The organism is Aliiglaciecola sp. 2_MG-2023 (assembly GCF_030548145.1).
Taxonomy (GTDB): domain Bacteria; phylum Pseudomonadota; class Gammaproteobacteria; order Enterobacterales; family Alteromonadaceae; genus Aliiglaciecola; species Aliiglaciecola lipolytica_A.
Genome location: NZ_JAUORY010000007.1, coordinates 15,615 through 32,252, shown reverse-complemented (window position 1 = coordinate 32,252; position 16,638 = coordinate 15,615). Strand labels below are relative to the sequence as shown.

General features: G+C 41.8%; 15 protein-coding genes. 8 read left to right on the top strand and 7 right to left on the bottom strand.

Features of this window, described 5'->3' with window-relative positions; genetic code table 11:
* Positions 1-42 precede the first annotated feature (42 nt).
* From Q4567_RS09005 to Q4567_RS08990, 4 genes are all read left to right on the top strand, one after another.
* Complete coding sequence (locus Q4567_RS09005; RefSeq protein WP_216050392.1) at positions 43-234, top strand: 2-hydroxymuconate tautomerase; 192 nt, start codon at positions 43-45, stop codon at positions 232-234.
* A 33-nt stretch (positions 235-267) separates the two neighbouring features.
* Positions 268-1,203, top strand: a complete 936-nt coding sequence (locus tag Q4567_RS09000) for a flavin reductase (RefSeq protein ID WP_303500147.1) — start codon at positions 268-270, stop codon at positions 1,201-1,203.
* A gap of 121 nt (positions 1,204-1,324) precedes the next feature.
* On the top strand, positions 1,325-2,578 hold the full coding sequence (locus Q4567_RS08995) for an NRAMP family divalent metal transporter (RefSeq protein WP_303500145.1): 1,254 nt from the start codon (positions 1,325-1,327) through the stop codon (positions 2,576-2,578).
* 156 nt (positions 2,579-2,734) lie between these two features.
* A complete protein-coding gene (locus Q4567_RS08990; protein ID WP_216050395.1) occupies positions 2,735-4,366 on the top strand; it encodes a thiamine pyrophosphate-dependent enzyme in 1,632 nt (543 codons plus the stop codon).
* A gap of 119 nt (positions 4,367-4,485) precedes the next feature.
* Here Q4567_RS08990 and Q4567_RS08985 read toward each other — a convergent pair whose 3' ends face one another.
* From Q4567_RS08985 to Q4567_RS08970, 4 genes are all read right to left on the bottom strand, one after another.
* Positions 4,486-5,574 carry a DUF917 domain-containing protein gene (locus Q4567_RS08985; RefSeq protein ID WP_216050396.1) on the bottom strand — a complete coding sequence of 363 codons (1,089 nt, stop codon included), beginning with the start codon at positions 5,572-5,574 and terminating at the stop codon, positions 4,486-4,488.
* A complete protein-coding gene (locus tag Q4567_RS08980; RefSeq protein WP_303500144.1) occupies positions 5,571-7,151 on the bottom strand; it encodes a hydantoinase/oxoprolinase family protein in 1,581 nt (526 codons plus the stop codon). Before Q4567_RS08980 ends, Q4567_RS08985 begins: the two co-directional genes overlap by 4 nt.
* An 11-nt stretch (positions 7,152-7,162) precedes the next feature.
* Entirely contained in the window at positions 7,163-8,449 is a 1,287-nt protein-coding gene (locus tag Q4567_RS08975; RefSeq protein WP_303500143.1) for a cytosine permease, read from the bottom strand.
* A 72-nt stretch (positions 8,450-8,521) separates the two neighbouring features.
* Positions 8,522-10,744 carry a TonB-dependent receptor gene (locus tag Q4567_RS08970; protein ID WP_303500141.1) on the bottom strand — a complete coding sequence of 741 codons (2,223 nt, stop codon included), beginning with the start codon at positions 10,742-10,744 and terminating at the stop codon, positions 8,522-8,524.
* Between the two features lie 127 nt (positions 10,745-10,871).
* Between Q4567_RS08970 and Q4567_RS08965 the strand changes: the two genes are divergently transcribed.
* Positions 10,872-11,372 (top strand): Lrp/AsnC family transcriptional regulator, encoded by a 501-nt coding sequence (locus Q4567_RS08965; RefSeq protein ID WP_216050400.1) that lies wholly within the window; start codon positions 10,872-10,874, stop codon positions 11,370-11,372.
* 262 nt (positions 11,373-11,634) lie between these two features.
* On the opposite strand, the gene fghA is transcribed toward Q4567_RS08965, so the two are convergent.
* Together fghA and Q4567_RS08955 are read right to left on the bottom strand one after the other, a co-directional pair.
* Positions 11,635-12,474: an S-formylglutathione hydrolase gene (gene fghA, locus Q4567_RS08960; RefSeq protein ID WP_303500140.1), complete on the bottom strand. Its 840-nt coding sequence runs from the start codon at positions 12,472-12,474 to the stop codon at positions 11,635-11,637.
* Positions 12,475-12,531: 57 nt separating this feature from the next.
* Positions 12,532-13,662: an S-(hydroxymethyl)glutathione dehydrogenase/class III alcohol dehydrogenase gene (locus Q4567_RS08955; protein ID WP_252729383.1), complete on the bottom strand. Its 1,131-nt coding sequence runs from the start codon at positions 13,660-13,662 to the stop codon at positions 12,532-12,534.
* A gap of 119 nt (positions 13,663-13,781) precedes the next feature.
* Between Q4567_RS08955 and Q4567_RS08950 the strand changes: the two genes are divergently transcribed.
* The 3 genes from Q4567_RS08950 (at position 13,782) to Q4567_RS08940 (ending at position 15,958) form a co-directional block, all read left to right on the top strand.
* Complete coding sequence (locus Q4567_RS08950; protein ID WP_216050402.1) at positions 13,782-14,648, top strand: LysR substrate-binding domain-containing protein; 867 nt, start codon at positions 13,782-13,784, stop codon at positions 14,646-14,648.
* Positions 14,649-14,784: 136 nt separating this feature from the next.
* Positions 14,785-15,549, top strand: a complete 765-nt coding sequence (miaE, locus tag Q4567_RS08945) for a tRNA isopentenyl-2-thiomethyl-A-37 hydroxylase MiaE (protein ID WP_216050442.1) — start codon at positions 14,785-14,787, stop codon at positions 15,547-15,549.
* 178 nt (positions 15,550-15,727) lie between these two features.
* Entirely contained in the window at positions 15,728-15,958 is a 231-nt protein-coding gene (locus Q4567_RS08940; protein ID WP_216050403.1) for a hypothetical protein, read from the top strand.
* A gap of 77 nt (positions 15,959-16,035) precedes the next feature.
* On the opposite strand, the gene Q4567_RS22260 is transcribed toward Q4567_RS08940, so the two are convergent.
* Entirely contained in the window at positions 16,036-16,242 is a 207-nt protein-coding gene (locus Q4567_RS22260) for a cysteine-rich CWC family protein (RefSeq protein WP_216050404.1), read from the bottom strand.
* Between the last annotated feature and the right edge of the window lie 396 nt (positions 16,243-16,638).

The following is a 16,638-nucleotide window of genomic DNA, read 5'->3' as shown; positions in this document are numbered from 1 at the left end:
CAGGTTTTAGAATGGAATAGGTTATAGAGGACGGAGAGAACTATGCCAATTGTAAATGTAAATATGATGGAAGGTCGCTCAGTCGAGCAAAAAGAAGCATTAATCAAAGCAGTGGCTGAAGCTGTAATGGATTCTATCGGTGCGCCTGAAGAAAATATTCGTGTGATAATTAGTGAATATCCGAAAGCTCACTGGGGTATAGGTACTCTACCTGCACATAAAGCTGGCCGTTAAAGCCTAATAAGAACAAAATGCTAGGATAAAAATATGAGTAATACTAAGTTTGATAAAAGAGATTTTCGAACGGCGCTAGGTCAATTCCCAACAGGGGTGACAGTGATAACTACGGTTGATGAAAACGGCGCTCCGATTGGTTGCACTGCAAGCAGTTTTAACAGTGTATCAATTGACCCTGCATTAGTATTGTGGAGCATTGATAAAGGCGCGTTTAGTAAAACAATTTTTGAAAAAGCCGAATATTTTGCGATTAACGTATTAAGTGAAAATCAAGTTGAAACTTCGAATCGGTTTGCCGGAAGAGGAGAAGATAAATTTAAAGATGTATCTTTTTCCAAAGGTTTAGGTGGAGCACCTCTGCTGGCCGGTTGTGGTGCCCAGTTTGAGTGTAAAACCTGGAATGTTTACGAAGGTGGCGATCACCTGATCATCGTTGGTGAAGTAATCCAATACAATCATGATGATTCGTTAACACCTTTAGCATTTTCTAGAGGTAGTTATGCAATCACCTCCCAGCATCCCAGCGGCAATGTTCAAAAGAATGTAGCAGAGACAGGTAACGAATTTTTAGATAACTATTTGTTATATTTACTAAATTCTGCTATTTCTAAATACCGTCAAGATTTATATCCAAAACTAATTGATGGCTGTGATGTGACACCAGAGCAATGGCGAGTTATGACCATACTATCAAGTGCCCCGGTACATACCTTGAAAACACTGTCTATTTTAGCAATGCAGCCATTGAATGATTTAAGTGAATCAGTAGATACACTAATTGAAAAAGGTGCACTGACGATAGAGGAAGATAAGCTTGCTCTTACCGATGAGGGCATGGCTCTGCAAAAGTCTTTGTTGGCTGTAGCAGCAGAACATGAAGACCATATGCTAAGTAAGTTAAATCCAGAACAAACTAGTGTTCTTAAAAATGCTCTCAAAAGCATAATTGAAATGGACAACCAGTAAACAGTAGTAAAGGTGATTCTAGATACCATTTGATTGGTTGATAATCGTATAAAGCCTTAACGAGCAAATGTTTCAATATATTTAATAGCTTCACTTAATAATAATAAAAGAGAAAGTAAATATGAAAAATAAACCAAGCTCGTTTTTTAGCGTGTTGGGGCCGGGGATTTTATACGCGGCGGCTGCAGTGGGAGTCTCTCACTTAGTTCAGTCCACTCGGGCTGGAGCTGATTATGGCTTAGGTCTAACATTTATCATTATTTTAGCTTGTTTGGTAAAATACCCAGCCCTGCGTTTTGGTGGCGAGTTTGCAGCCGCCACGGGTAAAAATCTGATTACTAGCTATCGCACCGCCGGGTGGTGGATTTTTGGGATCTATGCCTTTGCAGAATTGTTTAGCATGGTGTTTGTGGTGGGAGCAATTGCGCTTTTCACCTTAGGCTTATTTCAAGCCGCGTTTAGTTTTTCAGTTAATCCAGTATTGGGCGTCAGTGTACTGTTGTCTGTTATTGCTCTATTTTTATGTAGCGGACATTACAGCTTATTGGAAAAGCTAACCAAGTATGTTGTTTCTTGTTTTACCCTGTTGATTATTATCACCGTGGTACTGGTTTCACAAAAAATCGATTGGTCTCCATCAGAGTTTGCCATTCCGGCGATTGATTCCTCAGTTGTACTTTATGTTGTTGCTTTGATTGGCTTTATGCCATCACCAACGGATGGTTCGGTGACACAATCCCTTTGGACCTGTGCTCGAGCAGAAGATACCGGTAAATTACCAACCCCCAAAGAAGCCCGTTTAGATTTTAATGTGGGTTATGTGATGAGCGTGTTATTGGCGCTTTGCTTTTTGGTGTTAGGTACCGGCTTGATGCACAACAGTGATGTTGCAATTGAAGTGAGTAATTCAGGTTTTTCTAGACAACTTATGGAGCTATTTACGCAAACAATAGGCCCGTGGAGTTTTCCACTGATTGCAACTATCGCGATTTTCGTGATGTTTTCAACGCTGTTTGCGGTTGTCGATGGTATGACGCGGGTGTTAGTTGGAATACTTGATAGCGGGGTTGGGCGTCCAGAGTTAAAGCTTGATTCAAAACGCAATTATAACATCGCGATGATTCTGCTTTGTATCGCAGCGATCCTTATATTGGCAACGATGCTGAAGTCCTTCGCAACATTTATCGATATCACTTCTGTGATTGTCTTTGTTATTAGCCCTATTTTGGCTTACTTAAACCACCGCGCTATGTGGAGTGATCAAGTCCCTAAAGCGCTACAGCCCAGCCTCTTTATGAAAATTTGGAGTCTGTGCGGGGTAGTTATATTAACTACCTTTACGCTTATCTATTTTTACCATCGCTTATCGGCATAAAGCTCAGTTTTAACATCCCTTGTCCTGCTGTGCAGGGCAGGGCTAAAGCTGATGGAAATAAGTGTAAAAAAATATGAAAGATGGATATAAAACCATCTCAATTATCCCTTAAAGATTCATTATTAGACCATAAACATCAACGGAATTTATTTGACTATGACACAGATTACTTGCTCAGACGCGATTATCCAATATTTGATAAAAAACGGTGTGGATACAATTTTTGGTATTCCTGGCGCGCAAACCTATGCTTTTTTTGATGCGCTAAGCCGTTATCAAGACAAAATTAAACTTGTTGTTACACGTCACGAGCAAGGAGCTGGTTACATGGCTTATGGCTATGCCAAATCCACTGGTCGTGTAGGCGTTTATTGTGTAGTTCCTGGGCCAGGGGTGCTCAATTCCACAGCCGCGTTATGTACTGCACATAACACTCCTGTGTTGTGTATTACCGGAGAAGTTCCCAGCGAATTTGTCGGCATTGGACACGGCATGCTACATGAGCTTGATGACCAACTTGGGATCTTAAAAGTACTGACCAAATGGGCGGCTCGCATCAATCATTCAGTCGATGCACCTGCAACCATGTCTAATGCTTTTACACAACTGACGTCGGGACGCCAACGTCCAGTCGCAATTGAAGTGCCTATGGATATTTTTGGACAAAAAGCCACTGTCGATGTGAACTTTCCTGCTATACCTAGCCCTGCTTATGAGCCCCTTGAAAGTAAAATTAAAGCCGCGGCTGAAATGTTAGGTAAAGCAAAAAATCCTATGATTATGGTAGGTAGTGGTGCTGTTGATGCAAAAGATGAAATTCTGCAACTAGCAAAGTTGTTACAAGCTCCTGTGGTCTCATTCCGCGGAGGGCGAGGCATCGTTAGTGATGATTCTCCTTATGGTTTTAATTGTGCGGCAGGCTATAAACTCTATCCAGAAGTTGATGTGATGATTGGCATTGGATCGAGAATGGAATTACCAGCGTTTCGTTGGCAAACTGGGGTAGCAACCTGCAAATTAGTACGGATAGATATAGATCCTACTCAACTTACTCGGTTACGGGGAGATGTTTCGATTGTTGCCGATGCGACCCTTGCAACCCAGGCATTGCTAAATGTACTTGAAAAAGATATCACTCCACGAGCATCGAAAGAAGCACACTTCGAACAGGTTAAAGCCCAGAGTTGGCAAGAAATCCAAAAAGTGCAACCGCAAATGACCTATCTAAACATCATTCGTGAGGTTATGCCCAGAGATGGTTATATTGTTGAAGAGATTTCACAGGTTGGTTTTACCTCATGGTTAGGATTTCCAGTATATGAGCCTCGTCACCTTGTCACTTGTGGGTATCAAGGCAATCTTGGGCATGGTATTCAAACGGGAATGGGGGTAAAGGTAGCGAATCCAGATAAAGTGGTCATGTCTATTGCCGGTGATGGTGGTTTCATGTTTGGGGTGCAAGAATTAGCAACGGCTGTACAGTTTAAAATTGGACTCATTATTCTACTGTTTAATAACAATGCATACGGCAACGTAAGACGAGATCAGATCAACTTCTTCGATGGTAATGTGGTTGGCTCAGAGTTAACTAACCCTGATTTTGTGAAGTTGGTGGAAAGCTTCGGTGCAAAGGCTTATAAGTCCGATTCACCAGAGCACTTCAAAGCATTGCTTGAACAAGCCGTGATTGATTCCAAAGAAGGTCCTGTTGTGATTGAAATACCATGCGAACGTGGCAGCGAAAGCTCTGTTTGGGAATTTTTGATGCCTGCTGGCTACGGTAACTAAATTATATGGTTTAGATTGCAACATCTACTAGATGGTTGCTGGTGGTGATTAAGCCGTTAGTTGTTAAGCAACTAACGGCTTTTTTGTCTATTGGCTGCGCTGAAAAACGCTACCTACGGCTATTTAATATCTTCTAATGCAACATAGTCTAAATCAAAACCGAAGCAGCGAGGCGACACCGCTTTAAGGGCCTTTTCAGAACGATAGAACTGAGGACAGCCTACTGCAAATACCGCCACTCGCTGACCGTAGCGCAAACGTTCTGCGTTGATTGGTGTCGAGGTTTCATAATCAACAATGACAATCAAATCAGGCACGCTCGCAACCACTTTTTCGCCTTTGCGAGCCAATAAGTATTCATTCTTAATGCTAACTGTCAGCGGTAAGTCGTTATTATCAAAAGATTCAATGGTGGCTTCACCAATATCGTAGCCGCCAACAATTCGAGTGGCTTTATCAATCACTTTTCCAGTAAAAATTAAGCGACATTCACCGTAGATTGAATCGTTAAACAGTGCCTGTAAAGGAGCAAGCATCTCGGTGGCTAAACCGCGATTTTCCCGTAGAGTTTGACCAAGTTTAATGGAAAAAGACAAGGTCCCTGGAATAATTGAATCTTTTAACTGACGACCGGTCATTGGATGTTCAGCTGCGGTAATCATGCCGCCAGCAGCCATAGCTAGACTGCGGATATGGCGTTCATACACCTCGGTGCTATTGGTCGAGAATGTCGCCACATTCCCGGCGTAGTCATAAGCAACTGATGGCGTGGGTTTCACACCAGCAATAGCATAACTCATCATTTGCGCTTCAGGTAAGGCTCGGCCCATACCGTCGCCGTCGATAACCGCTAAGCCTCTACCAGCTGCGGCAACAATCGGAATCAATGAATTGCCGCCACCGATTTCAAAAGAAGCAACCGCATCAACGGTTCTGCCAACGTGCTTTTCAAAAGCTGCTAAGGTGTTTGCTGCATCTTCAACCGAAGGAAGTAACTCAAGGCTAACCGTAGGCGCGCCTACAGCACCTATCGCTACCACATAGGCATCGTCGCTGAGTTCGCTCGGCTGAATTACCTCTACTGCGCCAAATTGCTTAATTGCTTGCTCAGCGATTAAACGGGGAACATAGGGATCACCGCCTCCTCCTGTTGCTAAAAAAACAGAACCTAGGGCTAAATCTTCTAAATGTTTTTGTTCAATTTTCATAATGTGGACTCTTGTATACGTTCAGAAGTATTGGTCGGTAAGGCAGCTAATTCACCTATTACTTTAACCCGAATACAGGTACTAGACTCATCCATATAAGGTACGGGGGTTTCTTCGATATCAACGGTGCGTAACGTATCTGCTGCCGCGCCTGCATCTATTGCACGTTGCATGGCATCTTTAGTCACTTGTTTTATCGCCTCTTCACGTGGCAAGGTGCGATAAGACACCATCTGTTCTGCTTCACCACCAATTTGCGCAATTGCGGCTCCAATGGCATTAGCCACACCAGCATGTTCAGGTCGATGAATATCGGACGCAGCTTCTAATCCCTCGGTCACCAAGATAGCGCCACCACCGACCAGTATCACTGGCATAGATTTTCCACCGGGTTTCATCATGTCGATATTGTTATCAAGCATCGAATGTAAGGTCTTCTTGGCCTGACGAATAGTTTGCGGTGAGATATGCGCTACTTTTGTTTTGTCGCCAATATTTGCACCACCACTAGCCACTAAAATATCACTGGTAGTGAGCGTGTTGCCCCCGAAAACTAACGCTTCGGTAACCAGTTTGTGACCAACTGAATGGGGGCCAATAGCAGTGCCGTCGTCGGATACTATGCTGCCGCCGCCTAAGCCAATCGCTAAAATATCGGGCATTCTAAAATTAGTCCGCACGCCGCCAACTTTAATAATGACGTTTGATTCTCGGGGGAATCCATTCTGTAAAACACCAATATCAGAAGTGGTACCGCCAATATCAACTACAATGGCATCTTTTAAACCGGTTAATTTATAAGCGCCCCGTAGCGAGTTAGTCGGCCCTGATGCAAATGTTAGGGCAGGGTAGGAACGCACGAAATCAGCGCTCATTAAGGTGCCGTCGTTTTGGCTAATGTATACCGGACAATGCAGGTCGCGTTTTTTCAGAGCTCCTAAAAAAGAGCTAACCACTTTGTCGGCGAAAGGCAATAACGTGGTATTTAAAATTGCCGCATTTTCTCTTTCCATTAAACCCAAACGACCAAAACTATGAGATAGGGTTATTTTCGCATCGGGTATTGCTTTACGAATTTCGTTGGCGACTTGTTCTTCTGGGGCCGAATTTATCGGTGAAAACGCAGACGCTATGGCAATATTTTTAACGCCGCTTTTGAGCATGCTGTTAATCATGTTGCTGATTTCTTGTTGATCGATATCGGCCAACGACCAACCATCATATAAATAGCCACCATGTAGCATATAATATTCGCTATCAAGGGCGTCTTTTAGATCTTGAGGCCAGTCCAACATGGGGGGCATGCCGTTACCTGAGGGTAAGCCAATTCTTACGGCCGCTACCTGTGCCAGTTCACGTCGTTCAATAATGGCGTTGGTAAATTGGGTTGTGCCAATCATGACGGTTTCGATTTCATTCTGCGAAATACCGCTGTCGTTTAAAATAACATCCAGCGCATTGGTAATTCCAGAAATCACGTCTGCTGAAGTCAGGGCTTTGGTGGATGCCAGTACATTGTCACCTTGCATAATTACGGCATCAGTATGAGTGCCGCCTACATCTATTCCAATTCTCATTGTGTTTGCCTCTAGCTTTGTGTTCGATGATTGGAACGACGTTCATTCCAAGATAATGTGGTGTATACAATGCCAGCAAGAAAAATAGCATCAATGGCTGCTATTCCCGAAGGTGAGGGAATTACATTTTCGGTACTTAATACAGCAAAAACGGCGCTAATCAACCAAGCAATAAATCCTTTGGGCGCTATCGTTCGATTGTTGTTCAGAGAGTCAATGTGGTATGCATGGGGGCGAATGACCAAGTAATCCATAATGATGATCCCAGCAACAGGCACAAAAATAATCGATAGGTAAAAGATAAAGGTAATAAAGTTGTCGAGCAGGTTTAACAAAGCAACAAAAACGCCAACTAAGCCTAAGCCAATAGTCACCCAAGTTGCGTTTAACCTAGGGAAGGTCGCGGTTGTGCTAAGCACAGCACTGTACAAATTCAAAGAATTGAGCACCCAACTTCCTGCAATGACGATAATGGATGCGCCAATGCCTAAGCCCAAATCAATCATAATATCCAATATGTTTGCATGTCCCGAAGATGCGCCGGCTAGTCCCGCTGCACCCATTACCGCCATTTGCACAACAACATAGGCGATAAACGCGATATAAATCGCATTAGACCAGTGTTTAACAAAACGGGTGATATCCGGCAAAATAATAGCGCCAATGATGATTGCGCCTACTACCGCTGAAATGCCATCACCGAGTGACAAGGTGGCGGCTTTTTCGGTTGCTAAAATTTGTTCAAATGATTTTTCGCTCAGCGCGGAATACGCCAGTAGGAAGGTCACACCGGCCAACACAGGAACCATTATTGTGGCTAGCCAATTAATCGCTCTAAACCCAATTACCGTAGTCAACGTCATACAGAAACTGGCAATAATCGCGAGGGTTAAAGGTGCGATATTGACATCAAATACATCTAAGGCAAGACGCGAGACCGCATCGCCAAACAAATTGATATTTACTCCAAACCAACCGAGTAAGGATATGGCAAAAGCGATATTAACTATGCTTGCGCCTTTGTCTCCAAACGCGATACGCACCAGTAAATAAGAACTCATACGAGTTTTAGCGCCAATGACCCCCATTACGCCACCAATGGCGAAGATAATCAGTGAGCCTATAAACAATGCAAGCAGTGTTTGCATTGGTTCAAGGGCCTGATAGACCTCTAGACCTGTAATAAAAGTAGGTAATGAGAACGCGACCATTGCACCAACGGCAGCAACGCGAGGCCAGGGGACAAGTTGGCTATCCGTAATCCTTACCGCGGAAAATTCATTTAACTCCGGCTTCATAGTGAAAACTCATAGTTGTGTAGACTATCTAACAACGAGCCCTTAAATAAGGGCTCACGAAAATTGAATCATTTAGAAGTTATAGTCGAGTTGAACACCAAAACTAGAGCCTATGTTGGGGAAACGCCCCATGGACACAACACTATTGTCTAACAAGACTAAATCTTCTATTTGACGCTCATCGGTTAGGTTATCTGCATAAGCTGTTACCGACCACACATCGGCTTCGAAGGTCGCTCTTAAATTGATAAAGGTTTGTTTGGATGATTCAATATCGGGGATATCAAAAGTAAATATTCTCGGACCGTTATGGTTCAATTCGGCGCGTAAAATTAAATCTATGTCTGATGACATTTCATATTGATACTCAGTGACCAAGTTGAGGTTGTAATCAGCTACGTGTGGCAGTGAAGAGCCTACTAATTCAGGGCGCTGCGCAAACGTTTTTATGTCAGAGTCAATAATTCCGCCATTGGCCATAAAGGTTAAATTTTCGCTGGCCTGAACTGATAACTCAAACTCAATACCTTGAGTGGTCACATCGTCAACAGAGATGTTTTCTAAGGTAAAGGTCTCACCATTGAATCGGGTAATTTGCGCATCTTGTTGATCAATGCGAAACAATGCAAAGTTAAAGGTACCGTTGCCGTCTAGTACACTCGTTTTAAAGCCGACTTCAAAACTATCAGATATTTCTTTATCGAATGTACGGCTAATATCAGGATGGGGTTCGTTAAAACCGCCACTACGAAAGCCCCGTGAGTAACCACCATAAAGAAGGGTATCAGGGGTCATTTGGTAGGCTGCAGAGAATTTTGGTTGCAGCTCAGAAAAGGTTTTTTTCTCGAAGGTATCTTCAACGTAGCGAGGATCAAAGGATTCTCTGTCGTCGGTGTCATAACGCATTGCCGCTGTTAATTCCAACTTATCGGTTAAATCGTAATTTAACTGGGTAGATAAAGCCCATGCGCTACTGGTGTTATCATCTAAAATACTAAAAACGATTAGACTCTCGTCAAAATCTGCGCGGGTTTGTGGCTGACTGCCGGCTAAATCGTCATAGCTATTAAATTCGCTGTTGCGGGTGCGCTCTTGGGTAAACGCGGCTACAGCCCAACGCAGTCGGGTGTCACCATTAGATTTTAGACGTGCTTCAAAGGTAGTGGATTCTACTTTCAATATATTTTCTTGGGCGCCGGCAAAGTAAAAGCCGTCAAAATCACTTTCTTTATTGGAATAGTCGCCATCAGAAAATCCGTTTTGATCCGATTCACTATAACCGGCAACTAATTCAAGGGTTGAAGCTTCAAATTCATGTGAAAAGCGCGCGCTAAACTCGGCTAAATCACGGGTATCTAAGCCGGGCACATTGTGTTCAACCTGTATTGAGAAATCTTCCACAGTGTTGGCATCAACTGCTTGATAGTAACCAATACCGGATTCTGTGTTCGTCAAACGAGCATTTAAATCTAAAGTTGAGTCGTCGGAAACATCGATACTCAATTTACCAAAAACGGAGTTCTCTTCATGAAAATCCACCTTTTGGTTCAAGAAAGTATTGTCTAGTTGTCCATCATAATCTCGTCTGTAAGCGCCGACTCTATAGTAAACTTGATCTTCGACTACGGCTCCCGATGCAACACCAGAAACGCGGAAATCGTTACCGCTGGCGATAGATGTAGTGACTTTCGCCTCAAAATCGTTGGTTGGTCTGCGAGTAGTAATGTTTACTGCACCGCCAATCGCACCTCGTCCATAGAGCGCACCTTGGGCGCCGCGCAGTACTTCGATTCGTTCAATATCAAACAATTGTTGATTCATGAACTCTAAATCTGAGGCTGTAATACCATCAACGACAAAAGCTAACGGGGCATCACCGACCTGAGGAGTAATCAATCCTCGAATTTGAATGCGAGCCAAACCCGGACGAAAGTTGTCTAGCTGGCTAAGGTTTGGAGTGAGATCGGCAACATCACGAAAGTTTTTTATGCCAGCCCGTTCAATTTGTTCAGCATTAAATGAGGTAATCGACTCAGGGATATTTTGGATGTTTTCAACACGCCCACGGGCGGTAACAACCATTTTTTCGATATCGGTTTCAAGCATTTCTTGTTCTTGCGCCGTAACAACAGAGGGAGACATTGCAAGCATCAAGGAGCTTGGCAACATTATAGCGGCTGCAATTTTACTTAGACGGTGATTATTGACGGGGGTATTTTTTACAAACTCAGTAGTTGTGCGCTTAGACATGTTGTTGATTCCCATTATGCTTCGGTTGGCAATTTTCTTATTCATTTGTTTTCATAGTATATTACTTAACGATGAAAATTTTCTGTTGAAGACACAGCACACAAGCGGATAATCTTTAGCATAAGGCCGTTTTCACAAAACAATCGTTTTTTTAACTTAATATGGGCTACCAATGAGCAGTAAGAAAAGCATCAAGCTAGATCAGATCAATAGAAAAATAATAACGATTGTTCACACGCAGGCGGATATTTCTAATCAAGAGCTCAGTGAGCGTGTGGGGTTGTCGAACAGCGCCTGTTTTCAGCGCACCAAAGCACTTAAGGAAGCAGGATACTTTAATGGCTTTTATACTGATTTGGATTTAAATCGCATTGCTAAAAACGTATTGGCTTATATTGAATTCACCTTAGAATCTAATAATCCTAAGGCCAGACAAAGGTTTGAAGAGGCCATTAACGAGATACCCGAATTTATGGATTGCCTACGAATAACCGGGGACATAGATTACATCTGTTTTACTTGCTGCTCTGATACTCAAAAATTGAATGAGATATGCGATACGGTGAATGGCAACCCCAAATTGGGCATACAAAAACTCAAAACAAGTATTATTTTAGAGCGCGCAAAGTGGTATTTAGGTTATCCATTGCAGAAGTTAGAGTGGTTGGAATAACCCCAATCCACTTTAGGTGTGAAAAGATTTTTGCTCTTAACCAACCCGTAAAACTATATTCTATATGACAATTTGATAGTTCAGTAGGAGAGGGGGGATAGATTTCCCCTCACGTTTTCGTCGCTATCCAAAGAGTTAATTGTCTTCGATAACACAATACAGCAGGCTTGTTATCAACAATTATAATAAGCGCTAAGTCGTTTTTAAGGCACAACTTACTGCTAACAATCGATAGCAGTGTGGGCTAATCACACAACAAAGACTATGTATTTAAATAGGTTGCATGAAAGCGCAGGTGCTCTTCAATGAAACTTGAGATAAAGTAATAGCTATGGTCATAACCATCATGAAGTCTCAAATCCAGCGGATAATCATTAACCTTCGCGGATGCTTCTAACATTTCGGGCTTTAATTGCTCATTTAAAAAATCATCAGCGCGGCCTTGATCAACTTTTGCTGGTACCTTATAAACAGCTTGTCGCATCAACTCACTGGCATCATGATTTTTCCATGTGTTTTTATCTTTACCCAAATAAGCAGTAAAGGCTTTTTGCCCCCAAGGTGCAGCGATAGGGTTACAAATAGGGCTAAATGCCGACATTGAGCTATAACGTGTTGGGTTTAACATGGCTATGCTAAGTGCACCATGGCCACCCATAGAATGACCACTAATTGCGCGCTTATCTGATACAGGAAAGGTCGCTTCAATTAGGTTCGGTAATTCTTTAACCACGTAATCGTACATCTGATAATGACGGCTCCATGGGGCTTGCGTAGCATTGACATAAAAACCAGCGCCTTGTCCCAAATCATAATGTTTATCATCAGCCACTTCTTCACCGCGAGGACTGGTATCGGGAGCAACAATAGCGATACCTAATTCGGCAGCGATACGCTGAACACCGGACTTTTGCATAAAATTCTCATCGGTGCAGGTTAAGCCCGATAGCCAATATAATACCGGTACTTTGTGTCCGGTTGATACTTGTGGTGGTAAGTAGATAGCAAATCGCATAGTGCAATTTAATGCCTGCGATTGGTGACTATATTGTTTGTGCCAACCACCAAAGCTTTTATTGGCACTTATATTTTCTATTGTCATTGGAATACCTATATGGACGGCCCAAAATCAATGTGATTTTGGGCAATAGAATGGGGTTTACTGATCGAAAAGAATGACGGTTCGAATACTCTTGCCTTGATGCATCAAGTCAAATGCGTCATTGATGTTCTCCAGAGGCATAGTGTGGGTAATAAAGTCACTCAATTTAAACTCACCCGCTAGATAACGTTCAACGTAGTCAGGTAATTCAGAGCGACCTTTAACTCCACCAAAAGCAGATCCTCGCCAAACACGTCCAGTCACAAGTTGGAATGGGCGAGTGGATATCTCTTGTCCTGCACCGGCCACACCAATGACTACCGATTCACCCCAACCTTTGTGGCAACACTCTAAAGCAGAGCGCATTAAGTTCACGTTACCAACACACTCAAATGAGTAATCCACACCACCATCGGTTAGTTCTACAATGATATCTTGAATAGGTTTGTCGTAGTTTTTTGGATTAATACAATCTGTTGCGCCTAGTTTTTTCGCTAGTTCAAACTTACTTTCGTTAATATCAATGGCAATAATGCAACCCGCTTTTGCCATACTAGCGCCAATGACCGCCGACAGTCCAATCCCCCCTAGACCAAAGATGGCAACAGTTGCCCCTTCTTCAACTTTAGCTGTGTTCATGACTGCCCCGATACCCGTTGTCACCCCACAACCTAGTAAGCAAACTTCATCTAAGGGCGCGTTTTTGTTGACTTTTGCCAAAGATATTTCGGGTAATACCGTGTATTCAGAAAACGTTGAGCAGCCCATGTAATGGAAAATTGGATTGCCATCTTTGTAAAAGCGAGTGGTGCCATCGGGCATCAAACCTTTACCTTGGGTTTCACGAATTTTTTGACATAGGTTTGTTTTTCCGGACAGACAGAATTTACACTCCCCACACTCCGGTGTGTAAAGGGGGATAACATGGTCTCCCACTTCTACACTGGTTACCCCTTCACCCACTTGCTCTACAATACCGCCACCTTCGTGACCTAAAATTGCGGGGAAAATACCCTCTGGATCATCACCTGATAAGGTAAATGCATCGGTATGGCAGACGCCAGACGCGATAACCCTGATGAGTACTTCTCCTTTGCGTGGCAGCATGACATCCACCTCTTCGATGGATAATGGCTGATTTGGCTCCCAAGCAACGGCGGCTTTGGACTTAATAAATTTATCTGACATATTTATTCTCACTTTGTGGTTGTTCACCCAGTATGTAGGTTATGAGGTTATTATAGTTATTCCTTATAAGATGATAATATGCTGATTTATGAATTCACTTTTACTAGGTGGTAATAATTATGCAGTGGGAAGGGATTAGCGAGTTCGTCTACGTTGCGGAAAGCGAGAGCTTTACCCAAGCGTCAAAAAAAATGGCTATTTCTACTGCCCAAGTAAGCCGACAAATAAGCGCATTGGAAAAGCGACTGAGTATAAAATTGTTGTATCGTACGACACGCAAAGTGTCCCTAACGGAAGAAGGGCGAGTTTTTTATCAACATTGCCGCAGCGTACTTGATGGGTTAGAGGCCGCTGAACGTGCCATTACAAATTTACAGTCTAAACCACAAGGGAAAGTAAAACTTACAGCACCCGTAACCTATGGTGAACAACAAGTATTACCGTTGGTGAATGATTTCATGAAGCAATACAGTGATATTGAGGTAAATGCACTTCTAACAAATCAAAACTTGGATTTGGTTGAAGGTGGGTATGATTTAGCGATTCGGCTTGGTAAGTTAAGTGATTCATCGATGATGGCGAAAAAACTCGGAACGCGAACCAACTATGTTTGTGCTTCACCTGCTTACTTAGAGAAATACGGCATACCTTACTCCTTATCAGAATTGAGTAAACACAATTGTTTATTAGGAACCCTAGATTACTGGCGTTTTAAACAATCAGACAAAGAAAAGAACATTCGAGTGAAGGGGAAAATTCGCTATAACAGTGGTTTCGCACTTGTTGATGCGGCATTAAAAGGCTTGGGCATAGTACAATTACCTGATTATTATGTGCAAGAACACCTGCAAAGTGGGGAATTGACTACCTTACTGGATAATTATCGAGAGCCAGAAGAGGGGATATGGGCTATTTACCCCCAAAATCGCCACTTATCGCCAAAAGTAAGGTTATTAGTGGATTATTTGGCAGATCAATTAACTTAGATGCCGTTATATTATTCTGCTTACTAATCTATTGTGATTCCAAGCATGATTAGACTGAGGTGTGATATTATTTGCGCCAGTGTTAATTTGTTCGTTTCGCCCATGGGCGTTTTACAATAGTGTTTTAAGAGGTCTTATTAGTTTGGAAAAGTTGTTACTCCCCATCAAAAGCTTTTTAATGTGTGAAACACCTAATGAATGGATATCAGAGGCAGTAAAAAAGGAAAACCTTGCAGTGTTGCTTACTGATCATTTAATTTGTGAATTGAAGGCTGGTCAAACAGCAATGTGGCTGATAAAAAAATATGCTGCTGACAAACAAAGCGGGCAAGCTTTACAAGAATGGTTTCAACCTTTCGAAAAATATGTGTATCGCAAAGAAGGAAGTTTGGCTTCTTTAGGTGAACATTCAAAATTACGTAAAACGATTGTGCCGAAAAGTAATTCACTTTTTGGACAAGATTTTATTGATAAAATGGTGTTACTAATCAAAGAGGAATTACACCATTTTTACCAGGTTCTAGAAATTATGCAAGCTTATGGAATAGAGTACAATAATATTACTGCGAGTCGGTATGCGAAAGGAATGATGCAACATTTGCGGACACACGAACCGGCCATATTGGTAGATAAACTAATTTGTGGTGCATATATTGAAGCTCGTTCGTGTGAACGATTTGCTAAATTAGCGCCTTATCTTGATGAAGACCTGAGCAAGTTTTACGTGTCATTGTTGCGTTCGGAGGCCCGTCACTTTGAAGATTATTTGTCATTAGCGCAACAAGTGGCGAGAGAGGATATTAGTCAACGTATAATGTTCTTCGGTGAAATTGAAGCTAAATTAATTTCGTCAAAAGATAGTGATTTTAAATTTCATAGCGGGCGGCCACATACAGTTTAATTTATACTGTTAGCTTAATAATCACTTAAGAGGAAAACTACTAAATAGTTCATATTATTAGTAGTGAAATTCGCCTTAAGGCGACGTTAAACCAAGCAAAAGTCGTCCTTCTTAACCTCTTTATTTTTTCCACTTCAAATCCGTATATATTAATTGAATTAATAAACAAGGGTTTGTAATGGAAAATAAAGCTTATCAAATAGTAAAAGGAAAGAACTGTAATGCAGCTGACGTAGCGACTTTTTTGGATAACATTAAGCAGGCATTAATGCTTGTCTGGGATGATTTTGATAGATTAAAGGTGACTCCGAATAATTATGATCTTAACTATATAGTAAATGACTTAGCGCTTACTCAGTTCAAAGAATCTGTTACAGGCTCGAAAAAAATAGTATTGCTCATTTATTGATTTTGTCTGCTCCATTTATATAATCATACTGGTCCAATCGAATAATGCTTATGGTCCTGATGGATAAATTTGGTGGTTCAAAGTGACCGTAATGTGCAATTGGAATGATGTCGCTGAGCACATGATTTACAAATACAGCTGATATTTTCAGTGGTATTGAGAGCTTGATTTATTAACTCAACTTGAAACCTTATATTAGGCTCCATGCACCAACACTTTTGGTTGCTTTTTGGCGTCAAATTCTCACAAGCATTGGTACTTCCACACAACGGACATTGTTGCATTATCACTCCATTTTCTATGGTTAACAAAACCCAAATTACGGTCATAATAACGAATGTATTAGGCTAGTTAGTCTAAAGTATAACCGCGTAAATTAGCCGGCAAAATCAATACAAATCAAGACAAAAACACCCGTAGAAAACCAACATTCGATACAGAAAAATAAATATTTACTACTTATATATCAAAGCATTACGCTCATATTGCGGATTAGCAAATCACTCACTCATCTTTCTATCTACGACAAAAAAAACATTATATTTTTTTTCGTCCTTTATCATTTGCGAATAAAACCACCCGAGATACGTTGTCATTATTAGTTTTATTAGCTATGTTGCTCAAATGAAAGTTAAATTTAAACGTTCGTTTAGCTAAAAGTAGATGGATTTCCGAGGGTG